General features: G+C 70.2%; 17 protein-coding genes and 2 pseudogenes. 6 read left to right on the forward strand and 13 right to left on the reverse strand.

The genetic code is table 11. The features are described 5' to 3' along the window. Positions 1 to 175 precede the first annotated feature (175 nt). Positions 176 to 1834: a PucR family transcriptional regulator gene (locus tag ACF08N_RS26620; RefSeq protein ID WP_392327209.1), complete on the forward strand. Its 1659-nt coding sequence runs from the start codon at positions 176 to 178 to the stop codon at positions 1832 to 1834. Positions 1835 to 1928: 94 nt separating this feature from the next. Here ACF08N_RS26620 and ACF08N_RS26625 read toward each other — a convergent pair whose 3' ends face one another. Further along, positions 1929 to 2294 (reverse strand): DoxX family protein, encoded by a 366-nt coding sequence (locus ACF08N_RS26625; RefSeq protein WP_392327210.1) that lies wholly within the window; start codon positions 2292 to 2294, stop codon positions 1929 to 1931. Then, positions 2291 to 2908: a TetR/AcrR family transcriptional regulator gene (locus ACF08N_RS26630; RefSeq protein WP_392327211.1), complete on the reverse strand. Its 618-nt coding sequence runs from the start codon at positions 2906 to 2908 to the stop codon at positions 2291 to 2293. The genes ACF08N_RS26625 and ACF08N_RS26630 overlap by 4 nt, the downstream gene beginning before the upstream one ends. Positions 2909 to 3699: 791 nt before the next feature. Here ACF08N_RS26630 and ACF08N_RS26635 point away from each other — a divergent pair. The 3 genes from ACF08N_RS26635 (at position 3700) to ACF08N_RS26645 (ending at position 6507) form a co-directional block, all read left to right on the forward strand. Further along, on the forward strand, positions 3700 to 4647 hold the full coding sequence (locus tag ACF08N_RS26635) for an endonuclease/exonuclease/phosphatase family protein (protein ID WP_392327212.1): 948 nt from the start codon (positions 3700 to 3702) through the stop codon (positions 4645 to 4647). 193 nt (positions 4648 to 4840) lie between these two features. Beyond that, positions 4841 to 5005, forward strand: coding sequence for a carboxylesterase family protein (locus ACF08N_RS26640; protein ID WP_392327213.1), 165 nt, complete (start codon positions 4841 to 4843; stop codon positions 5003 to 5005). Positions 5006 to 5946: 941 nt separating this feature from the next. After that, positions 5947 to 6507 carry a hypothetical protein gene (locus tag ACF08N_RS26645; RefSeq protein WP_392327214.1) on the forward strand — a complete coding sequence of 187 codons (561 nt, stop codon included), beginning with the start codon at positions 5947 to 5949 and terminating at the stop codon, positions 6505 to 6507. 66 nt (positions 6508 to 6573) lie between these two features. Here ACF08N_RS26645 and ACF08N_RS26650 read toward each other — a convergent pair whose 3' ends face one another. The 3 genes from ACF08N_RS26650 to ACF08N_RS26660 form a co-directional block, all read right to left on the reverse strand. Next, positions 6574 to 7098 carry a hypothetical protein gene (locus ACF08N_RS26650; RefSeq protein WP_392327215.1) on the reverse strand — a complete coding sequence of 175 codons (525 nt, stop codon included), beginning with the start codon at positions 7096 to 7098 and terminating at the stop codon, positions 6574 to 6576. A 320-nt stretch (positions 7099 to 7418) separates the two neighbouring features. After that, positions 7419 to 7598, reverse strand: coding sequence for a hypothetical protein (locus ACF08N_RS26655; protein ID WP_392327216.1), 180 nt, complete (start codon positions 7596 to 7598; stop codon positions 7419 to 7421). A gap of 955 nt (positions 7599 to 8553) precedes the next feature. Continuing rightward, positions 8554 to 10203, reverse strand: coding sequence for a phospholipase D family protein (locus tag ACF08N_RS26660; protein ID WP_392327217.1), 1650 nt, complete (start codon positions 10201 to 10203; stop codon positions 8554 to 8556). A gap of 927 nt (positions 10204 to 11130) precedes the next feature. Here ACF08N_RS26660 and ACF08N_RS26665 point away from each other — a divergent pair. After that, complete coding sequence (locus tag ACF08N_RS26665) at positions 11131 to 12036, forward strand: universal stress protein (protein ID WP_392327218.1); 906 nt, start codon at positions 11131 to 11133, stop codon at positions 12034 to 12036. Positions 12037 to 12115: 79 nt separating this feature from the next. Here ACF08N_RS26665 and ACF08N_RS26670 read toward each other — a convergent pair whose 3' ends face one another. Then, positions 12116 to 12586 (reverse strand): MarR family winged helix-turn-helix transcriptional regulator, encoded by a 471-nt coding sequence (locus ACF08N_RS26670; RefSeq protein ID WP_392327219.1) that lies wholly within the window; start codon positions 12584 to 12586, stop codon positions 12116 to 12118. 35 nt (positions 12587 to 12621) lie between these two features. On the opposite strand from ACF08N_RS26670, the gene ACF08N_RS26675 reads away from it, so the two are divergent. After that, positions 12622 to 13872 (forward strand): multidrug effflux MFS transporter, encoded by a 1251-nt coding sequence (locus ACF08N_RS26675; RefSeq protein WP_392327220.1) that lies wholly within the window; start codon positions 12622 to 12624, stop codon positions 13870 to 13872. Positions 13873 to 14017: 145 nt separating this feature from the next. On the opposite strand, the pseudogene ACF08N_RS26680 reads toward ACF08N_RS26675, so the two are convergent. The 7 genes and pseudogenes from ACF08N_RS26680 to ACF08N_RS26710 form a co-directional block, all read right to left on the reverse strand. Beyond that, positions 14018 to 14341, reverse strand: a pseudogene (locus ACF08N_RS26680) (transposase); the annotation flags it as partial. 140 nt (positions 14342 to 14481) lie between these two features. Next, the gene (locus ACF08N_RS26685) at positions 14482 to 14874 is read right to left on the reverse strand and encodes a hypothetical protein (protein ID WP_392327395.1); all 393 of its coding nucleotides are present in this window, start codon (positions 14872 to 14874) and stop codon (positions 14482 to 14484) included. A 168-nt stretch (positions 14875 to 15042) separates the two neighbouring features. After that, positions 15043 to 15540: pseudogene (locus ACF08N_RS26690) on the reverse strand (IS5 family transposase); the annotation flags it as partial. Between the two features lie 285 nt (positions 15541 to 15825). After that, entirely contained in the window at positions 15826 to 16260 is a 435-nt protein-coding gene (locus tag ACF08N_RS26695) for an RICIN domain-containing protein (protein ID WP_392327221.1), read from the reverse strand. Further along, on the reverse strand, positions 16257 to 16601 hold the full coding sequence (locus ACF08N_RS26700) for a hypothetical protein (RefSeq protein ID WP_392327222.1): 345 nt from the start codon (positions 16599 to 16601) through the stop codon (positions 16257 to 16259). Before ACF08N_RS26700 ends, ACF08N_RS26695 begins: the two co-directional genes overlap by 4 nt. 28 nt (positions 16602 to 16629) lie before the next feature. Continuing rightward, entirely contained in the window at positions 16630 to 17199 is a 570-nt protein-coding gene (locus ACF08N_RS26705) for a DUF6232 family protein (protein WP_392327223.1), read from the reverse strand. 36 nt (positions 17200 to 17235) lie between these two features. Further along, a complete protein-coding gene (locus ACF08N_RS26710) occupies positions 17236 to 17919 on the reverse strand; it encodes a maleylpyruvate isomerase family mycothiol-dependent enzyme (RefSeq protein WP_392327224.1) in 684 nt (227 codons plus the stop codon). Between the last annotated feature and the right edge of the window lie 3 nt (positions 17920 to 17922).

The following is a 17922-nucleotide window of genomic DNA, read 5'->3' on the forward strand; positions in this document are numbered from 1 at the left end:
GGGCGCCGCGCAGGGCCACAACGCGTGATCTGTCCAGCCGGGGCACGCTGTTCGGACGTTGTGTCAACCCGTGGTGCCGCAAGGCGCCGCTCACGCCGCTCCGGCCACCCCGGTCCGCCCCTTGCGCAGGTCAGCGCTGCTTGTCACAGTGACCGGGCACGCAGGGAGAAGCACCGTGAACGAGAACCACCCGACAGCCCGCCCGCCGGGAACGGACCACCGCGGCACTGTCCCGGCCGGCCGCCAACCGACCGTCGCCGACATCCTGGCCCTGCCCGTCCTGGCCGCCGGACAACCGCAGGTCGTCACCGGCACCACCCACCTCGACCGGCCGGTCCGCTGGGTCCACATCACGGAACTGACCGACCCGGCCTCCTTCCTCAAAGGCGGCGAACTCGTTCTGACCACCGGCATGCCCCTGCCGGACGACACGGCAGGCGTGCGCCGGTACGTCGACGAACTCGCCGACATCGACGCCGCAGCCCTGGTCATCGAACTCGTACGGCGTTATCACCGCCCGCCCGACGCACTCGTGCACGCCTGCCGCGCCCGCGGCCTTCCGCTCATCACTCTGGCCAAGGACGTCAACTTCCTGGAGGTCACCCAGGTCGTCCACACGCTCATCCTCGGCAACCAGGCCGACGCGATGCGCAGAACCCAGCGCATCCACGAGGCGTTCACCGCCCTCACGCTGCGCGGCGCGGGACCCGAGGAGGTGGTGCGCGCGGCGGCGGAGATGAGCGGCCACACGGTCGTCCTGGAGAACCTGGTGCACCAGGCACTGATCTGCGAGCCCTCGGGCAGCACGGTGGCACAAGCGCTCGCCGGCTGGGAGCAGCGTTCACGCGCGAGGCCCGACGACGAACACACCGACGCACGCGGTGCGGACGACTTGCTCGTGGCCCCCGTGGAGTACCAGGGTGAACGCTGGGGGCGTGTGGCCATGCTCCCGGCCCCGGCCGACGGATCGGCCTTCGGCCCGGAGCACATCACCGTCCTGGAGAGAACGGCGATGGCCCTGACCGTTGCCCGCCTCATCCACCCCACGCCCTGGGAACGCACCGCACACCGCAACGCTCTGCGCGATCTCGCCGAACAGCGCCACCACTCCCCCGATGACACCCACACGCGCTTCGCCGCACTCGGCCTGCCCACCGAGAACAGCCGGTTCCTCGCGATACTCGTGGACCTGCGCACAGCCCACGAGGACGCGGTGCTCGAGGCCCGCCTGTCCCAGGAGGTCCGCACGGCAGGGATCCCGGCGCTCGTCGGCGAGCTGGCTCCCGGCCGTCTCGGCATCCTGCTCGCCCTGCGCCCGTCCCAGCCCTGGCGACCTGTCGCCGAACAGCTGGGCAGCACCGCGCGGGACATGGCCCCGCAGGCAGTCGTGAGCGTGGGCTCCGAGGTCACAGACCTGTGCAGCACCGCCCGTTCCTTCCGCGAGGCATCCCGCGTCACCGACGCCACCCCGCCCGGCCAGCCCCTGCCCCCCGGCCGCTCCTTCCACGAGCTGTCCGACATCGGCCTGCGCCGCCTGCTGTACGAACTCCGTGAAGACACCCGGATCCAGGACTACACCGAACGACAGCTCGGCCGCCTCATCGACCACGACACCCGGCACGGCACCGACCTGCTGACCACCCTGCGCCACTACCTCGACGCGGCCGGCAACAAAACCACCGCGGCACGCCGGGGCGGCCTGTCCCGGGAAACCGTCTACCAACGCCTGCGCACCCTCGAGCGCCTGCTCGACCGCGACCTCGAATCCGGCGAACAGCGCACCGAACTCCACCTGGCGCTGACAGCACTCGACGTCCTGCGAACGCGCTCTTGAACGAGAAAGCCGTGACAACGCGAGGATCTTGCCCGGACGACCCGAGCAGACCGGCACCGTGCCCAGGAAGTCCGGGCTTTGAGGGGTGGTGCCGTCAGAGCGTGGATGTGTACGACAGCAACAGGACGGCTGTCGACAGCGCGAGCATGCCCAGGCAGTTCAGCCAGAACTCCTGCTTCAAGAACCCCGCCCGGTAGTGGGCGTAGGCGGCGCAGACGAAGTAGGCGATCACCGCGGCATTGGCCGTGACGCCGACACCCGCATACCTGAGTCCGGCGACAAGCCCTGCCGCAGCCAGAAGCTTGACCACGATGAGCGTCCACCACCACTCCCGGGGGAAGCCCACCCCGTGCAGGCATTGCTGAATGAACGCCGGGGGCCGCACCGACACGACCGCGTCGGAGAACAGCGCCACGGCAAGCAGTGCGGTGGGCCACCAGGGGTCGGGGGTGCTGATCACGGTTGAGCTCCTTCGTGGCGGACAACGAAACGGACTGTTTCCTCGAACTGGGCGATCGCGGCCTGCTGATCGAGCGCCCCGTGACCGGCGGTCATGAGGATGCCCAGGTAAGCGAAGTAGAGGGTGCGCGCGCCGGCGCGCGCCTCGGCGGCGGTGAGCGGCGCACGGGCCAAGAGCGCCTCCAACTCGGCGATCAACACCCCGGCCAGGGCCCGGAAGACCTCTGACTCATGAGCACCGCGGACGATGACCGCGGCGTACTCCCGGGACAATTCGAGATCCAGGGCGAAATAGGTGATGAAAGGCTCGACGAGGCTCATGACCTGCCCGGCCGCCGCGGCGGGAGTCAGCGGCGTCGCATCGCTCTGCCCGTGCCGGCCGACCCGGCTGTGGTGCACTGCGGCAATCCAGGTGTCGAAGATGGCGACGAGCAGAGCGTCCTTGTCGCCGACCGACATGACAGTGCCCGTGCTCACTTCGGCGTCGGCGGCGATCTGACGGATCGTGGTGGGACCGAACCCCCGCTCACGGAACAGCCGTTCGGCCGATGCCAGCACCTTGAGCCGTGTCGCCTCCCGCTTCGCCGCCCGGGACTGAACGCGTTCACTGAACATGTTCATCAAGTTAGCGGGGGGCGGCCACGAGCACAAGAGGAAACCCGGAACCCCTCATCGGCGAGCCGCACCCATCAACAGCCCGACACCACGAAACCGCGTACGGCCGGCGGCCGCGCTCGATGCCGGACAGGCCACCGGCATGCACCTGGTCCTGCGGCCCGCTGACGCGAGCACTTCCGGCTGCTGCTGCAATCCACCGCGCCCGGCACCGAACCCTCCCCCGTGCCGCTGAGCCTTGCCGGCTTCCCCGAACCGCGCTGACGAGGCCGCGGCCGCATGGGCGGGCTCCCCACGCCACCCAGCCGGACCGATCCTCGCGATCCTCGACGGGGAGATGGCGACACTCGGTGACCCGCCGGCGGACCTCGGCTACGTCACCGCCACCTACTCCGAGGCGGACATCACGAGCACCCCGCTCGAACTCACCCCGGTGACGCGGGAGCCCGGCTGCCTCACCAGGCAGCAGCCGACCGAGCGCTACCGGTCCGCACAGGCCTCGGCCTCGCTCCGCTCCCCTGGTACCAGGCCCTCGCGCTGTGGAAGGCAGCGATCTTCTGCGAGGCCATCTGCACCCGCCGGCGGCGTGGTGAACGCCCGAACGACACGGTCTTCGGGCCCTCACTCGAGACCGGTGTTCCCCGCCTGCCGGACACGGCCGCACAGTACGCCGGCCTGACCGCAGCGCCTCGCCGCTGACAAAGTCCCGGCACACCTGTCCACGCCACTGGCGTCCCATAACCTCGTGCAGCAAGACGGCGGACGCCGTCTTCATCCGCTGCGAGGAGGCGATGGTGCTCGGGAGAGGCACGCGGTTGCTCGCGGGCGCCATGGTCGTGGCGTGCATGATGCTCGTCGGCCCCAGTGCACCAAGCGGTGACCTCTTCGCCAGGTCACTGCCCGTCGAAGCCGTCAGGGATGCCGCAGCGAACCGGGTCATGACCTGGAACATCTGCAACCCCTGCGATGAAAGCAACGTCGACCGGGCCGCGGAGATCGCTGCGTACGCGCCCCAGGTCGTCGGCCTGCAGGAAGCGTGCGTCCGTGACGTCGAGAGGATCCGGGACCATCTGGAAAGCATGTACGGGCTGGTCTACCACGTCGCATACGGGATGGTTCTGCGGGATTGGGGCCGCTGCGGCGGAGCGCCGTGGAGCCCGGGCGCCTTCGGCCAGGCGGTCCTCTCGGCGGCACCGATGACAGACCGCGTCAACGTGGAATACCCCGACGGAGGATCCGAGGACCGCGGGTACGTCGCGGTCACCACCATGGTGGGCGGCCGGCCCGTCCGGATTTTCAACACACACCTCGCCCAACGACGTCAGGAAGCAGTCCGAGCAGACCAGGTCGGCGTACTTGCCGCAGACGTCGCCCGGTACGAACGCGCCATCGTTCTCGGCGACTTCAACGCCGTGCCGTATGCTCCGGAACTCTCCGCGATGTGGGCTCTGGCCACGGATACGGACCCGCAGTGTCACCCCGTGCCCGCCGGCACGTGCCAACCGACCACCGACTGGCACAGCACGTTCGATTACATCTTTCTGCGAGGCATCGCCCCGCTCGAGCACCGTGTGCATCCCACTCGGTACTCGGACCACCATCTGCTGCACGCCGACCTGGCCCCCACCAGGGGCGACGGCGTCCAGCACGCCATGCCGGGCATCGCCCGCCCTCACAAACCTCACGCCCGCCGGCTGTCACCGTCCCGCGCTGCATCTCCACCGAGCCCTGGCCGGTGATGACGCATCGGCGGCGACCACCCGGACGGCGCGGGCGCCATGCAGAATGCCCAGCGGCTCGCTGCCGGGGGCGATGTGACCGTGGTGAGGGTCAACTACCGGCTCACCGCCCTGAGCTGCCCCGCCATCCGGCCCTGGCAAATCGCGGCGGGCGCGGCAACAACGGCTTCCTCGACCAGCAGGCGGCTCTGCGGTGCAGCGCAACGCCACCGCCTTCGCAGGTGACCCGGACAGCGTCACGCTCTTCGGCGAGTCGGCCGGCGGCTGCAGAACCCGCGCCCTTCTGTCGCCCCGCCGGCGGCAGGCCTCTTCGACCGGATCATCCTGCACAGCGCCCCTGCACGGCCGGCATGGGTGACGGGACCGTGACGGCGAATCGTGAAAACGACCAGCGGTGCTCTTCGCCTCCGTTCGTCGCAAGGTGAAGCGTACGGGGCGGGTCGGGCATCGAGGAGCACACAGCGGCCGAGCGCATGCCGCCGCCTCCAGCACTACGAGCTCCGGTTCCACGATCAGCCGCTCCAACTCGACGTCGAGGCCGGGGAACAGCACATCCTCGATTTCGCAGAGGCCCACCCATAGGAAACGCCGCAGGGACACGATCCAGCATGCAGGACGCTCACCCGGGCATTCACCGGGGCGCGGCCAGAGCCGGATTCAGACATCGCCATCAGCCCCGGTGCGCCCGGGCCGGCCGGCCCGGGGATGCCGGTCCCCGAGGGCATCCGGTGGCCGCCGGGCGGGCCGGCCGGGCCCACCGGGCGGTGCAGCAGCGGTAGGCCGGCCCACGGCCGCGGAGCGCCTTCGCCTCGCTGGTGTCCAGGCAGCGCGCGGCGACGGCGGCGTCCACCATGTGCCCGTCCCGGCCGGGCCGCCGCGGCGGCCCGGCCAGCACGAGGGGCAAGGCGGCGGGCTTCGGCGGAGGTACCGGCAGTGGAACCGGCCGCCGCCCCGTCACGAACACCTCGCGTGGAAACCTCCCCCTCCTGAAGGAACGGGATTCCCGGCTCACGTCGGCTGCGGCCCGGCGGGCTCGCCGCTCTTACACGATCAGCACCAGCCGGGTCTGGGCGCCTCATTCAGACGATGCGGCGCCGCCGCGCGCTCCGCTCGGATCTCCCCGGGGTGCGTCCGCGTTCCTCACCGGGCCTGCCGTCCGGTGAATGGGTGGCCGGAAGCGTCGACCCAAGCGCCTACCGCGACATTCGTCAGCCTGTGTGTACTTTTGACCACCGTCACTGTAGTCGCGCTGAGCGATTGCCCACACACGCCCTGCACAGGCACGGAGGCCAAGATCCAGTGAACAAGATCCAGCGAATCGTGCTCACCGCTGCGACGGTCGGCAGTCTGGCCGTTCTCGGCACGGGAACCTCCCACGCCGCCGACGAACCGGACAGCGGCGGTCGCACATTCAACTTCACGGGCATCAGCCTGTTCGGCGGACAGACTCCCCAGACCCCGCAGACCCCCCAGACACCGCAGACCCCGCAGACCCCGCAGACTCCCCAGACCGTGATCATTCCGGCTGGGCAGGCCGCCGCCCAGGGGCAGCCTCAGGCCACACCGCAGCAGACCCCGGCGCAGCCGGCGCAGCCGGCGCAGCCTGTGACCACGGCTGACGCGGGCAGCGGCACGCAGCAGGAGCAGTCCGCCGAGGGCGGCTTGCTGGATGCACTGACGGGCGTCCTCACACCGAACACTCCGAACACCCCGAACACGCCCAACACCCCGAACACGCCGAACACGCCGGGCGGTGGCGGCAACACACCGAACACCCCCAATACCCCGAATACGCCCAACACGCCCAACACTCCGAACACGCCGCTGAGCGTGCTGAAGTCGCTCCTGCGGGCCGCCTGAGGGCCGACGTCACAGGGCGCCGCCGCGCAGTATTCTCTGCGCGGCGGCGTCTCGTGTCCGGTTGGATCACCCCGGGGTGTTAGGGGTGTTGGGGGTGTTCGGCGTGTTCGGAGTGCTGACGCCACCACCCGGGGTGTTGGGGGTGTTCGGCGTGTTGGGGGTGTTCGGGGTGTTGCCGCCACCGCCCGGGGTGTTGGGGGTGTTGGGGGTGTTCGGCGTGTTCGGGGTGTTGCCGCCACCACCCGGGGTGTTGGGGGTGTTGGGGGTGTTCGGCGTGTTCGGGGTATTGACGCCACCACCCGGGGTGTTGGGGGTGTTGGGGGTGTTCGGCGTGTTCGGGGTATTGACGCCACCACCCGGGGTGTTCGGGGTGTTGGGGGTGTTCGGCGTGTTCGGGGTGTTCCTTTCCTTGTTCTTGTGCTTGCCCGGCTTCGGCTTCGGCTTCTTGTGGTCCTTGCCGTGCTGCATCTCCACGACGGACTGAGCCGCCTTCGGGGCGGCCTCGGCACTCGCCACACCCGCCGTCCCCGCAAATATCGCAGCGACGCAGGTCAGACCGACGATGTGGGGAATACGCTTCTTAGCAATCATGATTTCTCATCCTTTGGGAATTGTGTCGTGCCGCCCGGTTTCCGGTGGCCTCGGCGCTTTGCCTGAATCCAGACTGCGGGCGGGAAGACCCCGGAGAAAGCGACGGAGATTCGGGGCTTGACAGGCGCCGCATCGAAAGGTAATTTGCGCCGGATTCTCGCGCCGCCACAGGACGAAACGGGGCGTCCCCCTCCAGGCAGGCGTGCCGCGGCCGGGCCCCGCCCCCGTCGCTGCCCCGCACACGCCCCCCGGGCCGCTCACGGCATCGCCGGCAGCCGGCGACCCGCGATCAGACGGGCCCGGCGGCCGGCGACCCGCGATCAGACAGGCCCGGCGCCGGTGACCACCCGGTGGCAGGCGCAGCAGCAGGAGTTCGTCGCCTGCTCGGCGCCCCTGCGGCCGCCGGTGGGCGCCAGGCCGCCGTCCACGATCAGCACCACGCCCTCCGAGGCCGCCTGCCCGGCGGAAGGCCGACCGGGGCTCGATACGGTGCCCCCCACAGCCGGATCAATACGCCCTCGTGCAACGGCAGTTCGCCGCCAGGGTCGAGCCGGACGGCCGGTGGTTCACCCGGCGGTGACCCGGTCCCGTGCCACGGGGTGACGGCCGTGCAGCAGTACGCCGGGCCGTGATCGTGCGGGCGGTGACCGCACGCTCCGGCCGGGCCCGCGGTCCGGCAGCGGGAGCTGAGAAACGGCCCGGACCAAGAGACCAGTCGTGCCGGTCCGGGCACGTGCGCCCTTTCTCGACGTAGCCTGAGCTGCAAGAACTCGCCCCTGAGCAGGCCTTGCCGACTGGTTGGTTCCCCAAGGGGTTCTCGCGGCACAAGCGGGATTCTCCATCAATCAACGGGATGGCAGGCCGGAGCAGCCGGGCTCCCTCGGCCGAGGGAGCGCTCGACGACGTGTCAGCAGGTGGATGAGTCTGCTGCCCAACAGCCGCAATTTCCCGCCCAGGCCACGAAGTCGGCAGTACTGCGAGTGAGCGGACATGCGGTGGTGGACGGAGAATCCGCAGTACGGCACGTCACCGATCCGGCCCGCGGGGGGGCGGTCCGGCGGGGGTGCCACTCCCCCGCTGCCGGGGGGCCGGAGCAGCCGGGCGGCTGCTCCGGACGGAGCCGTCGGAGCTCTTCGGGGCCGGCCGGCAGCGGGCAGCGGGCAGCGGGCAGCGGGCAGCGGGCAGCGGGCAGCGGGAGGATCTTGTCCTTGCTGAGCGGCCGCGTCTCGCCGTCGGCGTCCGCGCCACCGACTCAGCACGACGGGGCCGTGGTGGTCCTGGAAGTGCGGGTCATGGGTGCCCCCGTCTCCCGCGGAGGTGTGGTCTCGATGCCGGCCGATGGCCACCGCCGATGCGACCGGACAGGACTCGTGCAGGCCCACCCCGTGACGGGCGGGCAGGCGCACCACCACGAGCCGGCCGGACCCCGTCGGCGCGGGTCACTGCGTTCGGTCGTCAGTAGGCGTTGTGGCGCCGCAGCCCGAGGGGCCGGCCATCCGGGTCGACGAGAAGACGATGCACAGGCGTGCAGAGCGCCCTGGCCGCAGGCGAGAGGCTCGGCGGGCGACAGGTGCGCAGGCGCCCGGGTGGCCTGGGGCCGCGGCGACCGGTCTCGTGCCAGGAGTCCAGTGCGGCGGCGCTCGCGGCGAAGGCGTCGAAGGCGCTCACGGGATCGCAGAGGGTGTCCAGCGCGTGCGGGGTTTCGGGTTCTCCCATGTCCAGGTGCTCACGCGAAAGCTCCAGGCGCAGGTTCCTGGCGTAGCTGCGCGCGCCGTCCCCGAGACCGCCGGGGTCGCGCGGCTCGCGCGGGTCTCTGCTCTCGTCCAGGACGGCACAGTCGAGTTCGGAGTCGTGGGTCCAGGAGCGGAGGTTGATGTTGTCGGATCCGACCGAGGCCCACACGTCGTCGATCACGCATGCCTTGGCGTGCACGTACACCGGTGTCCCGGCGTGGTTCTCCAGCCCGTACACCGCGACGCGCCCACCACCGGCGCGGCGCAGCCTGTCCAGGGCCGTGATCCGGCCGATCAGGTTCATCGGCAGCGTGAGGCGGCCGTCCTGTTCGGGGACGGAAGGGATGACCGCGATCAGACGCAGGCCGGGGTTGGCGGTCAGCGCCTCGGCGAAGCATTCCATCACGTGCGCAGACCACAAGTACTGGTCTTCCAGGTAGATCAGCGCCCGGGCCCGCCGCAGCGCCTTGCGGTAGCCGTGCGCGATACTGCGCTCGCCGTCGGGGGCGAAGTCGTAGCCGCGCAGCAGCCGGTTGGGGTAGGTGCGCAGGACCTGGACGGTGTGTGTACCGCAGGGCTTCGGGTCGGGCGCCTGGGGCGGCAGCGGGTCCGCGCGCGTGTCCTCGTGGTGTGCGAGCTCTCGCAGGCGCACGAGCGGGCTGCGGCTGAGCGGCGCCGGGTCGTCCCAGCGTTCGCGGAACCCGGCCTCGATGTCGCCGACAGCCGGTCCTCGTATCGCGAGCTGGATGTCGTGCCACGGTGGGTGCTGTCCGTACGCGGCGGCGATGGGCTGTGACTGCGGGTCGCCACGGTGCGCTGCGTCGTCGTGGCGGTTGTGGCACAGATCGGTGCAGCCGGCGAACGCGATGTCGAGCTCGGGGCGGTCACCGTGCCGGAGCACGACGAACTTCTGGTGGTGCGAGCCGCCGGGGCGCACCCGCATGTCGAGCAGGCACTCGCCGCCCGCTGCTTCGATCTCCTCGCCGAGGTGGCGGTTCTCGGCCTCACTGAACTGGAAGCGGTCCAGATGGGAGCGCCAGACCAGCCCTTTGACGATCACACCGCGCTCGGCCGCCTCGCACAGGACGGTACCGATCTCGCTGCCGGGACCGGCGAGGCGCTCGTCGGGGTCGCCCCGCCAGTCGGTGAACAGGAGCAGGTCCCCGGCCCGCTGCGCGCGGATCGCGCTGAGGAGTTCTCGGAAATACGTCGCACCGTGGATCAGGGGCCGCACCAGGTTTCCCTGCGACCACGCCGCTCGGTCCGGTCGGCGGCTGTCCAGACGGGTCGCGCTGTTGCCGCGTTCGCTCGGGGTCAGCAGCCAGTCGGTGAGTTCCACAGCACAGGCCCTCCAGGCAACACGTACCTGCACCCATTCTGCGCTCCTTCGTCCCTTGAGCGTCGGGAACCAGGCCCTGATCGGCCCGGAGCGCGCCCACCCCACACACGGCCCACGCAAACCGCACCGAAAACGGCCCGCAGTCCCCTCTCGGACACCAGCCGGGTCCGGCAGCGGCCAGGCGGGACGGCAGTGTCCTACGGTGAGCCGCGATGAGCCGCGATGAGCCGGTGCAGGGTGCCAGGACGGGCCTGCCCGCAGGACCCGGGTCGTCGGTCATGGCCGCCTTCCCGGCACGACCGCGGCGAAGCGCAGGCCCTGCACCGTGGGGGCGGAATGCAGCCGGCCGGGCCGCGACGCCCCCGGCGGGGTCGCTGCTCGTACCGGCCGCTGCGGCAGTGCTCTTCCATTCGGTGCGCGGTGTCGGCGCCAGGATGCGGTCGGCGGCAACAGCGGCCGCGATGTCCTTCGACAGCCCCGTCACCGGGCGGAGCCCCTCCCCCGGCCCGTGGCCGCGGGAGAGGCGGGCACGGAGCAGCCGTCGGTGGACGGAGCGGCGGGCATCGGAACATCACCCCGCTGCCCCGTCCTGCTGCGCCACGAAGCGCCGCACCCGCAGAAGACCGACATCACCGCGCCTGCCACGTCCCGGGACGCCCTGCGGGTCGTGGACCCGCAGGACACCGCCGCCCTGACCGCCTTCCCCCCGGACGGAACCGCAGGCCGCATCCCGGAACCGGCCTCCGGTGGCAGGGCGACAGGGCAGGGCGACGCTGCACCGCGACGCCCCCACCGCGCCGGGGCCGTGTCGTCCGCCGGCTGCCCGCTGCCCGGCGCGGCCGCGCCATTGCGCCGAACCGCCCGCAGACGGCCCGCGACGCCGCCCCGGCCGATGCCGGCGACACGCCGAACCGGCGGGAGAATGAGGGAGCACCCAACGGGTCGAAGGCGGTGGGAATCATGGTTCTGCCTGTGGTCGTGGGGGTCGACGGCTCGGAGCCCAGCCTCCACGCCGTCGACTGGGCCGTGGACGAGGCGGTCCGCCACGGACTGCCGCTGCGGATCGTCCACGCCTCACTGTGGGAGCGGTACGAGGGCGCAGCCCTCACGGACACACCACGAATCGACCCGGACCTGGTGACCGAACACGCACTCGCCGAGGGCGTCGTGGCGGCCGCAGCCCAGCATGCCCGGCGACGGGCGCCACTGGAGATCAGCACCGGCGTCGTGCCGGAAGACCCCGTCTCGGCGCTGCTGCGCGAGGCACACCACGCCACCGTCCTGGTAACCGGCGCCCGCGGCAAGGGCCCGATCCGCGAACTCCTTCTGGGATCGGTCAGTCTCTCCCTCGCCGCCCGGGCGCCGTGTCCCGTCGCCGTCATACGCGGCCGGCCCCAGAACAGGGAAACCCGCAACAACCGCATCGTCCTGGGCATCGGAAGCGACACGGCCCCAGCAGCAGTCCGCTTCGCCTTCCGCGAAGCCGCAGCACGCGGGTGCGAGCTGGAGGCCATACAGGCCTGGCATCCCCCCGCACACCGACCCACAGCGCACCCACTACTCACCCGCAAACCCGCCCAGACCCCACAGGAACAAGCAACAGCCCTCCTCCACCACACACTCAACAGCATCACGGACCAGTACCCGGACCTGACCGTGCACCACACACTCATCGAAGGCTCAGCACGCCACACGCTGATCACCCGATCGACAGCAGCCGACCTCCTGATCATCGGAACCCATCGACGGCACAGCCACCCCGGACCCCACCCCGGCCTGATCACACACACCCTGCTCCACCACAGCCACTGCCCCGTAGCAATCGTCCCCCAACCAGACCGGAAAACCCTGGCGACACCCGACTAACTGATGGTTTCAGAATGAGCCACAGTCGTCTGAACTGGTGGAGCCAGGCCCGCTCGACGACCCAGTGGGTCTCGTGTGGTCATGGACCGCCTTGGTCGTCGGCGGTGAGCCGCTGTTCCAGGTGGCTGAGCAGGTGGGTGCATTTCCGGACCGTGTCGAGGTCGTCGCCCAGAATAACGGCGAGCTCCTGTGCCCAGGCCGCGCGCAGCACCCGGAGGTTGGCCGCCGCGCGCTCGGTCGGGCGCACGGCGATGCCGCGGCCGTTGGTGGCGGCGCGGGAAACCATCCCCTTGGCCTCGAGGCTGCGCAGCGCCGTGCTGACGTTGGTGCGCTGCAGCCGGGTGCGACGGGCGATCTCGCTCGGCGCGGCCCCGGGGTACAGGTCGACGACCCGCATCACCTGCCGCTCGGTTTCGGTCAGCGTCACCACCTGCGGACCTTCCGGAGTCCGGGCACGCACCAGCCGGCCGACGTTGAGGATCAGGTCGGCGAGGTCGGCGAGCGGGCCACCGGCGTCCGTGCCGACGGCGTCTTTTGTGTCGCGGGGCATGGCACCACCCTACCGAGTTATGTCACCATAATTATATGTCCATAACTCATGGTGATGCGCAAGATCGGCAGACGGTCGCCACGGCGGAGAGCACCGACGTCCCGAAGCCGGTGAACCTGGGGCGCCGGGCGCGGCTGGCCCTGCTGCTCGGCTCACTGAGCGCCTTCGGTGCGCTCACGATCGACATGTACCTACCCGCCATGCCGAGCATGGCCCACCAGCTGCACACCAGCGCGCCGCTGGTTCAGATGACCCTCACGGCGTTCGTCGTCGGCCTGGCCCTCTTCCAAGTAATCGTCGGTCCACTGTCGGACGCATGGGGCCGGCGCCGCCCGCTGCTTGCCGGTATGGCGCTGTACCTGGCGGGGTCGCTGTGGTGCGCGCTGGCGCCCACCGTCGGCTACCTGATCGCCGGCCGGATACTGCAGTCGCTGGGTGCGGCCGCGGGCACGGTCCTGGCGCGGGCCATCGTGCGGGACCTGTTCTCTGGCACCGCCATGACCCGGTTCTTCTCCACCCTCATGGTCGTCAACGGCGTCGCCCCGGTCGTGGCGCCCGTCATCGGCGGCCAACTGCTGGCGCTCACCACCTGGCGCGCGGTGTTCCTGGTGCTCGCCGCCGTCGGCGCCGTCCTGCTGCTTGCGGTCGTCTTCGCGCTGCCCGAGTCGCTGCCGGACGCCAAGCGGGCGCCGGCCCACCTGCGCGCGACGCTGCGGACCTTCCGGACACTGGTCACCGACCTCCATTACCTGCGGTACGTGCTCGCCGCGGCACTGATGTTCGCCGCCGTGTTCGCTTACATCTCCGGATCGTCGTTCGTCCTGCAAGACGCCTACGGGCTCACGGCCCAGCAGTTCAGCCTCGTCTTCGGCCTCAACGGTCTGGGCATCGTGCTGCTCGGGCAGGTCAGCGGCTGGCTCGTCGGCCGCGCCGCCGACGAGCACACCCTGCTGCGCGTCAGTCTGACCGTGGCAACCCTCGGCTCCGCCGGCGTCCTGACCTGCGCCGTGCTAGGCCTCCCGCTACCGCTGCTGCTGACCTGCCTTTTCCTGGTGGTGTCCATGCTCGGCATCGTGCTGGCCAACGCCACATCCCTGGCACTGAGCGGCCACGGCTCCGCCGCCGGAGCCGCCTCCTCCCTGCAAGGACTGCTCCAATTCCTCGTCGGCGGCCTCGCCGCCTCCGCCATGAGCCTGCCCGGCCAGGTCACCGCAGTCGCCATGGGCACCACCATGACCATCTGCGCCGCAGCCGCGCTGGCCGTTCTCAATGCCCGCCGTACGTGAAACACATGCTCATTTCCGGAGTTCCGGGGCCAGATGTCGGTGCGTTCGGGACCAGCGAGCGCGTGCTGATCTCGACATTCGTGAGTTCCGGTGCCGCCGGAATCAGCACGGACAGCCAACTGATCATTTCAGGATGAGGCACTAGGCGGCGCAGGCATATGAGGCTGCAGGCCAGTTCGAGCAGGCCCTGGTGGAGATCGGCGCGTCGTTCGTATCGGGTGCGGAGCCGTTTGAACTGGTGCAGCCAGGCGAAGGCACGCTCGACCACCCAGCGCACCTTGCCCAGTCCGGAACCGTGGGCGACGCCGCGTCGTGCTATCAACGGCTTGATGCCACGCCTCAACAGCAGGCGGCGGTACCTGTCGAAGTCGTAGCCCCGGTCGGCATACAGGCGCCAGGGCCTGCGGCGGGGGCGGCCCCGCAGTCCCCGAATCTGCGGGACGGCATCCAGCAGCGGCAGGAGCTGGGTGTGGGCCCTGGCCCGCCGCCTGCTGAACGTGCCGAAACTGCAGGAGGTGGCCGACAGTTCGGCCCAGGCGATTAAGCACAATCATCGGACGAAGCGTGAAGCCGAACTGGCAGGAGAGCCGGCACCCGCACCGGAAAGTCCTAGCCGATCGGCACCCACCTGTGCCAACCGGTTTGGTACTGGTTGGTGCCGTCCGCACCGTTACGCACCACGATTCGGAAGGTGATGGACCCGGACTCGGCCATGTCGTAGTTGCAGTCGACCAGGGTGTCGGTGGCGCCCCTGTCGTCGTGACACTCGCCGGTGCGACCGTAGTTGGTCTTCCACTCGGTGACCGCTCGCCAGCCGTCAGCCCGGTAGTCGCCGGCATATACGTGGTCCCCGTAGTCCTTGAAGCAACCACGTGCAGCCGTCTCGCCGCCGATCGTCAGATTCTCGCACCAGGTCGTCTCGACAGCCTGCGCGGGTGAGGCCGCGATTCCGATGGCCAGGGTGCTGGCTGCCGTAGCAGCACCCAGGAGCTTGAGCTTCAAGGGTCCCAACATGAGATTCCTTCCCGTAGCGGACGACGGTGCGTCCGGGGCACACCACGTGCGCCGCTTTGAGAACGAGCATCGCTGACGTGAGCATTGCTGACGAGAGCTTTGCACTCTGCCGAAAAAGCCCAGGCCAGAAGGGGGAAGCGAGGGCTCCGGGTCCACTGGTATCGCGTCCAGCAGCGGCATCAGCTGAGTGACGTCGTGACGGTTCCGCTGGTCAGCGAGACGGCCAAGGGTTGCCGTGCCGATCGGTGATCAGGTGGTGCTTGCTGCCCGGACGCGCGCGGTCGACCGGCGAAGGTCCGGTGTGAGCCCCCCTTGAGGGCCCTGACATGGGAGCCGTCGACTGCCACGTCGTTCATGTCCAGCAAACCCGCGGCCCTCAGCTCGGTCAGCAATACCTCGTGCAGCTGTGGCCGGACACCGGCCTCGGTCCAGTCCCGCAGAGGCCGCCAGGCCATCGCACCGCTGCAGCCAACCTGTTCAGCCGGAACGTCCCGCCAGCTCACGCTCTTGCACAGCACGTAGACGATGCCCCGCAACGCAGCCCGGTCATCCGCCGGCAACCGCCCGGGATACCGATGCCGCCGAGGCGGACGGGCAGGCAACAGCGGGGCCACACGTTCCCCACAGGTCATCAGGCACAAGATCAGCAGACACCCAACAGATCCTGGCGACACAACATCCGACTGCCATGCCCACAACGAACTTCAATCTCCGCCAGGCCGTCACACCGCTGCCGCCATGCATGACAAAGGCAGGCGCCGACCTTGGCCGTTTCGAGGGGCCGAGCTTCCGCCTGTGCCCCAGACCTGCAGGCGGCAGCGGACAAGGCTCGGTGAGCCGCACATTGCCGGCCTGGGCAGCGTGCCGCGTACAGCGCTCGGCGCTGCGGATGAGGGCTCGGCTGGACGGCTGGGCGCCCAGGCCAGCCCCACGCTCCTGCTATTGCGTGGCCGATGCGAAGCACCATCGCTGGTTGGGGCCGTTCCAGCAGCCGCCCCGGACCACGTCCCCGCCGTGGGCCTTGCTGAGGTACGCGACGTCGAGACACTTGTCGCTGTGCTCAGGCCTGATCGTGTAGAAGGCGTTGTCGGGAACCGGCTCTGCGTGCGCTGGGACCGTCAACCCACAGAAGGCACTCGCCGGCGTGGCGCCGAAGACGGCGGCAGCACGCATGATTCGCCGCGTGGAATCGGCTCGGGTGACTCGGGGGCGGGTCTCGCCGGCACCGGCTCGGTGCTCGGTCGACGATCTCGTCATCCAGTCCGCCGGCGTTCGGCCACGGGCACGGGCACGGCGGTGGGCGGCACCACCACGGGCAGCAGCGAAAGGATCTCGGTGCCGGGCACACCACATCGAGTGCTGCGCCCGGCTCATGCCTGCCCGACGAGAGCGGTGATCAGGGTGGCCACGCCGCCCTGGACCGCCGCCAGGACGGAAGCTGTTGCGCCGCCCGCGATCGCGCTGCTCAGCGCCCGCAGCCGGCCCGGCTGGGATTCAACAGCGGCAACCACGGCGCCGGGGTCGGTGACGCTGCCGTCGGCGGCGATCGCCCCGTCCCGGCTCAGCTGAGCGATGAACGCACGCAGCTCGGCGACCGCGGCGTCCAGCTCGGCTCGGTCGACGCCGGCTGAGTTGTTCACCGTGAAAGTGTTGCGGTCGCCGCTCTGGACGTACTTGCTGCCGCCGACCTTGTCTCCGGATACGAGGTCCGACATCGGACCGTCCTTTCTGCCGTGCCGGGGCCTATCGCCCGGCGTTGATGTGGTTACCGCTGCCGGACTGCTGGTACTTGTCCCGGCCGATCTTGTCGCCCATCACCAGGTCGCCCCGGACTTGCACGATCCGCTCCTGCTGCGGCGGGTTCTCGATGGCGTCGACGATCTCGCCCTTGATCCGCTCGATCTCGTCGTACGCTGTGCCGGACATCGCCGTGTACTGGGTGCCCGCCGTCTCGATGACCAGCATGTAACGGCGCGGCCTGAGCACTATGCGGTAAAACAGCAGGCAGAACAGATAGGCCAGCCGTCCCCCGGCCACCACAGCGACGCCAGTGGCGATCTGACGCACCCGCTCCTCGTCGTCCGGCGTGAGAGCCGCCTCCGGCAGCACCGCGTTGAAAGCAGCGGCGACCGGGATAGCCAGCAGCGCCAGAATCGCGATCTCCCGCAGTGGGTAGTACGTGGCCCGCTTGCCGCCCGGGATCAACTCCACGGACCGCACTCGGGAGATGTTCGCCAGCGGATAGACCTCATATCCGATCTGCACGGTCCGCTTGCTGATGCGGATCTCACCTACGTACCGATTCCTCGCCACGGCATGCTCACCCCCGCCTGTTCCCCGTTGTGTTCCTCAGTGCTGCGACCCGCCCGGTGGCTGTCCGCCCGCTGCCCCCGGTCCGGCCGGAGCGGCGGGGCTGAGCACGGCCACCCCCGGCCCGGCGAGCCGAGGCATCGCGGCGGCGTGGCGACCGGAGACCAGGAGGAGCAGCGCGGCGATCGGCCCCTTGACCTCCAAGCCCGCCCCGGCCGACCAGTCGACGTCGGTGGCGGCCAGCCGCAGCCCACGCAGCCGCTTCTGGGCATGGAAAGGAAAGCCTCGCCGCCAGGTGTGCTCGGTGGAGGCCCGGGCGGCCTCGAGCGGCATCGGACGGTTGAGGCCGAGCGGCAGGGCGATGTCCTGACCGTGCACCAGCACATCCATCATCGCGTCGGCCAGCTGCTGACCCGGCGCCAAGTGCCGCGAACCGCACGCCGCGCGCAGTTCCGCGACGAGTTCGGTCCTCGGGCGCGCTGCCTTGCGCCGGGCGGTGTTGTCGACCATGCGGTCGAAGCCCCCGCGTGCCCGGACCATTTCGACGAGGACCGTGCCGAGCCCCGTACGTGGCCCGATGCTCAAGTGGGCCGCCACGTCGCGGACCGTCCACCCCGCACAGAGCGACGGGTGGGCCCACTGTTCGTCGGTCAGTGAAGCGAACACGTCGGCCAGAGAGGCCCGCTCGTCATCGATGACCTGCCACATCTCCGCCCCATCCATGGC

It is taken from the genome of Streptomyces sp. NPDC015127 (assembly GCF_043080095.1).
Lineage (GTDB): Bacteria > Actinomycetota > Actinomycetes > Streptomycetales > Streptomycetaceae > Streptomyces.

Excerpts from the sequence above, each read along its gene's own strand:
- ACF08N_RS26665 (WP_392327218.1), top strand. The coding sequence starts at position 11,131 with ATGGTTCTGCCTGTGGTCGTGGGGGTCGACGGCTCGGAGCCCAGCCTC.
- ACF08N_RS26630 (WP_392327211.1), bottom strand. The coding sequence starts at position 2,908 with ATGTTCAGTGAACGCGTTCAGTCCCGGGCGGCGAAGCGGGAGGCGACA.
- ACF08N_RS26635 (WP_392327212.1), top strand. The coding sequence starts at position 3,700 with ATGGTGCTCGGGAGAGGCACGCGGTTGCTCGCGGGCGCCATGGTCGTG.
- ACF08N_RS26675 (WP_392327220.1), top strand. The coding sequence starts at position 12,622 with ATGTCCATAACTCATGGTGATGCGCAAGATCGGCAGACGGTCGCCACG.
- ACF08N_RS26670 (WP_392327219.1), bottom strand. The coding sequence starts at position 12,586 with ATGCCCCGCGACACAAAAGACGCCGTCGGCACGGACGCCGGTGGCCCG.
- ACF08N_RS26695 (WP_392327221.1), bottom strand. The coding sequence starts at position 16,260 with ATGAGCCGGGCGCAGCACTCGATGTGGTGTGCCCGGCACCGAGATCCT.
- ACF08N_RS26710 (WP_392327224.1), bottom strand. The coding sequence starts at position 17,919 with ATGGATGGGGCGGAGATGTGGCAGGTCATCGATGACGAGCGGGCCTCT.
- ACF08N_RS26650 (WP_392327215.1), bottom strand. The coding sequence starts at position 7,098 with ATGATTGCTAAGAAGCGTATTCCCCACATCGTCGGTCTGACCTGCGTC.
- ACF08N_RS26700 (WP_392327222.1), bottom strand. The coding sequence starts at position 16,601 with ATGTCGGACCTCGTATCCGGAGACAAGGTCGGCGGCAGCAAGTACGTC.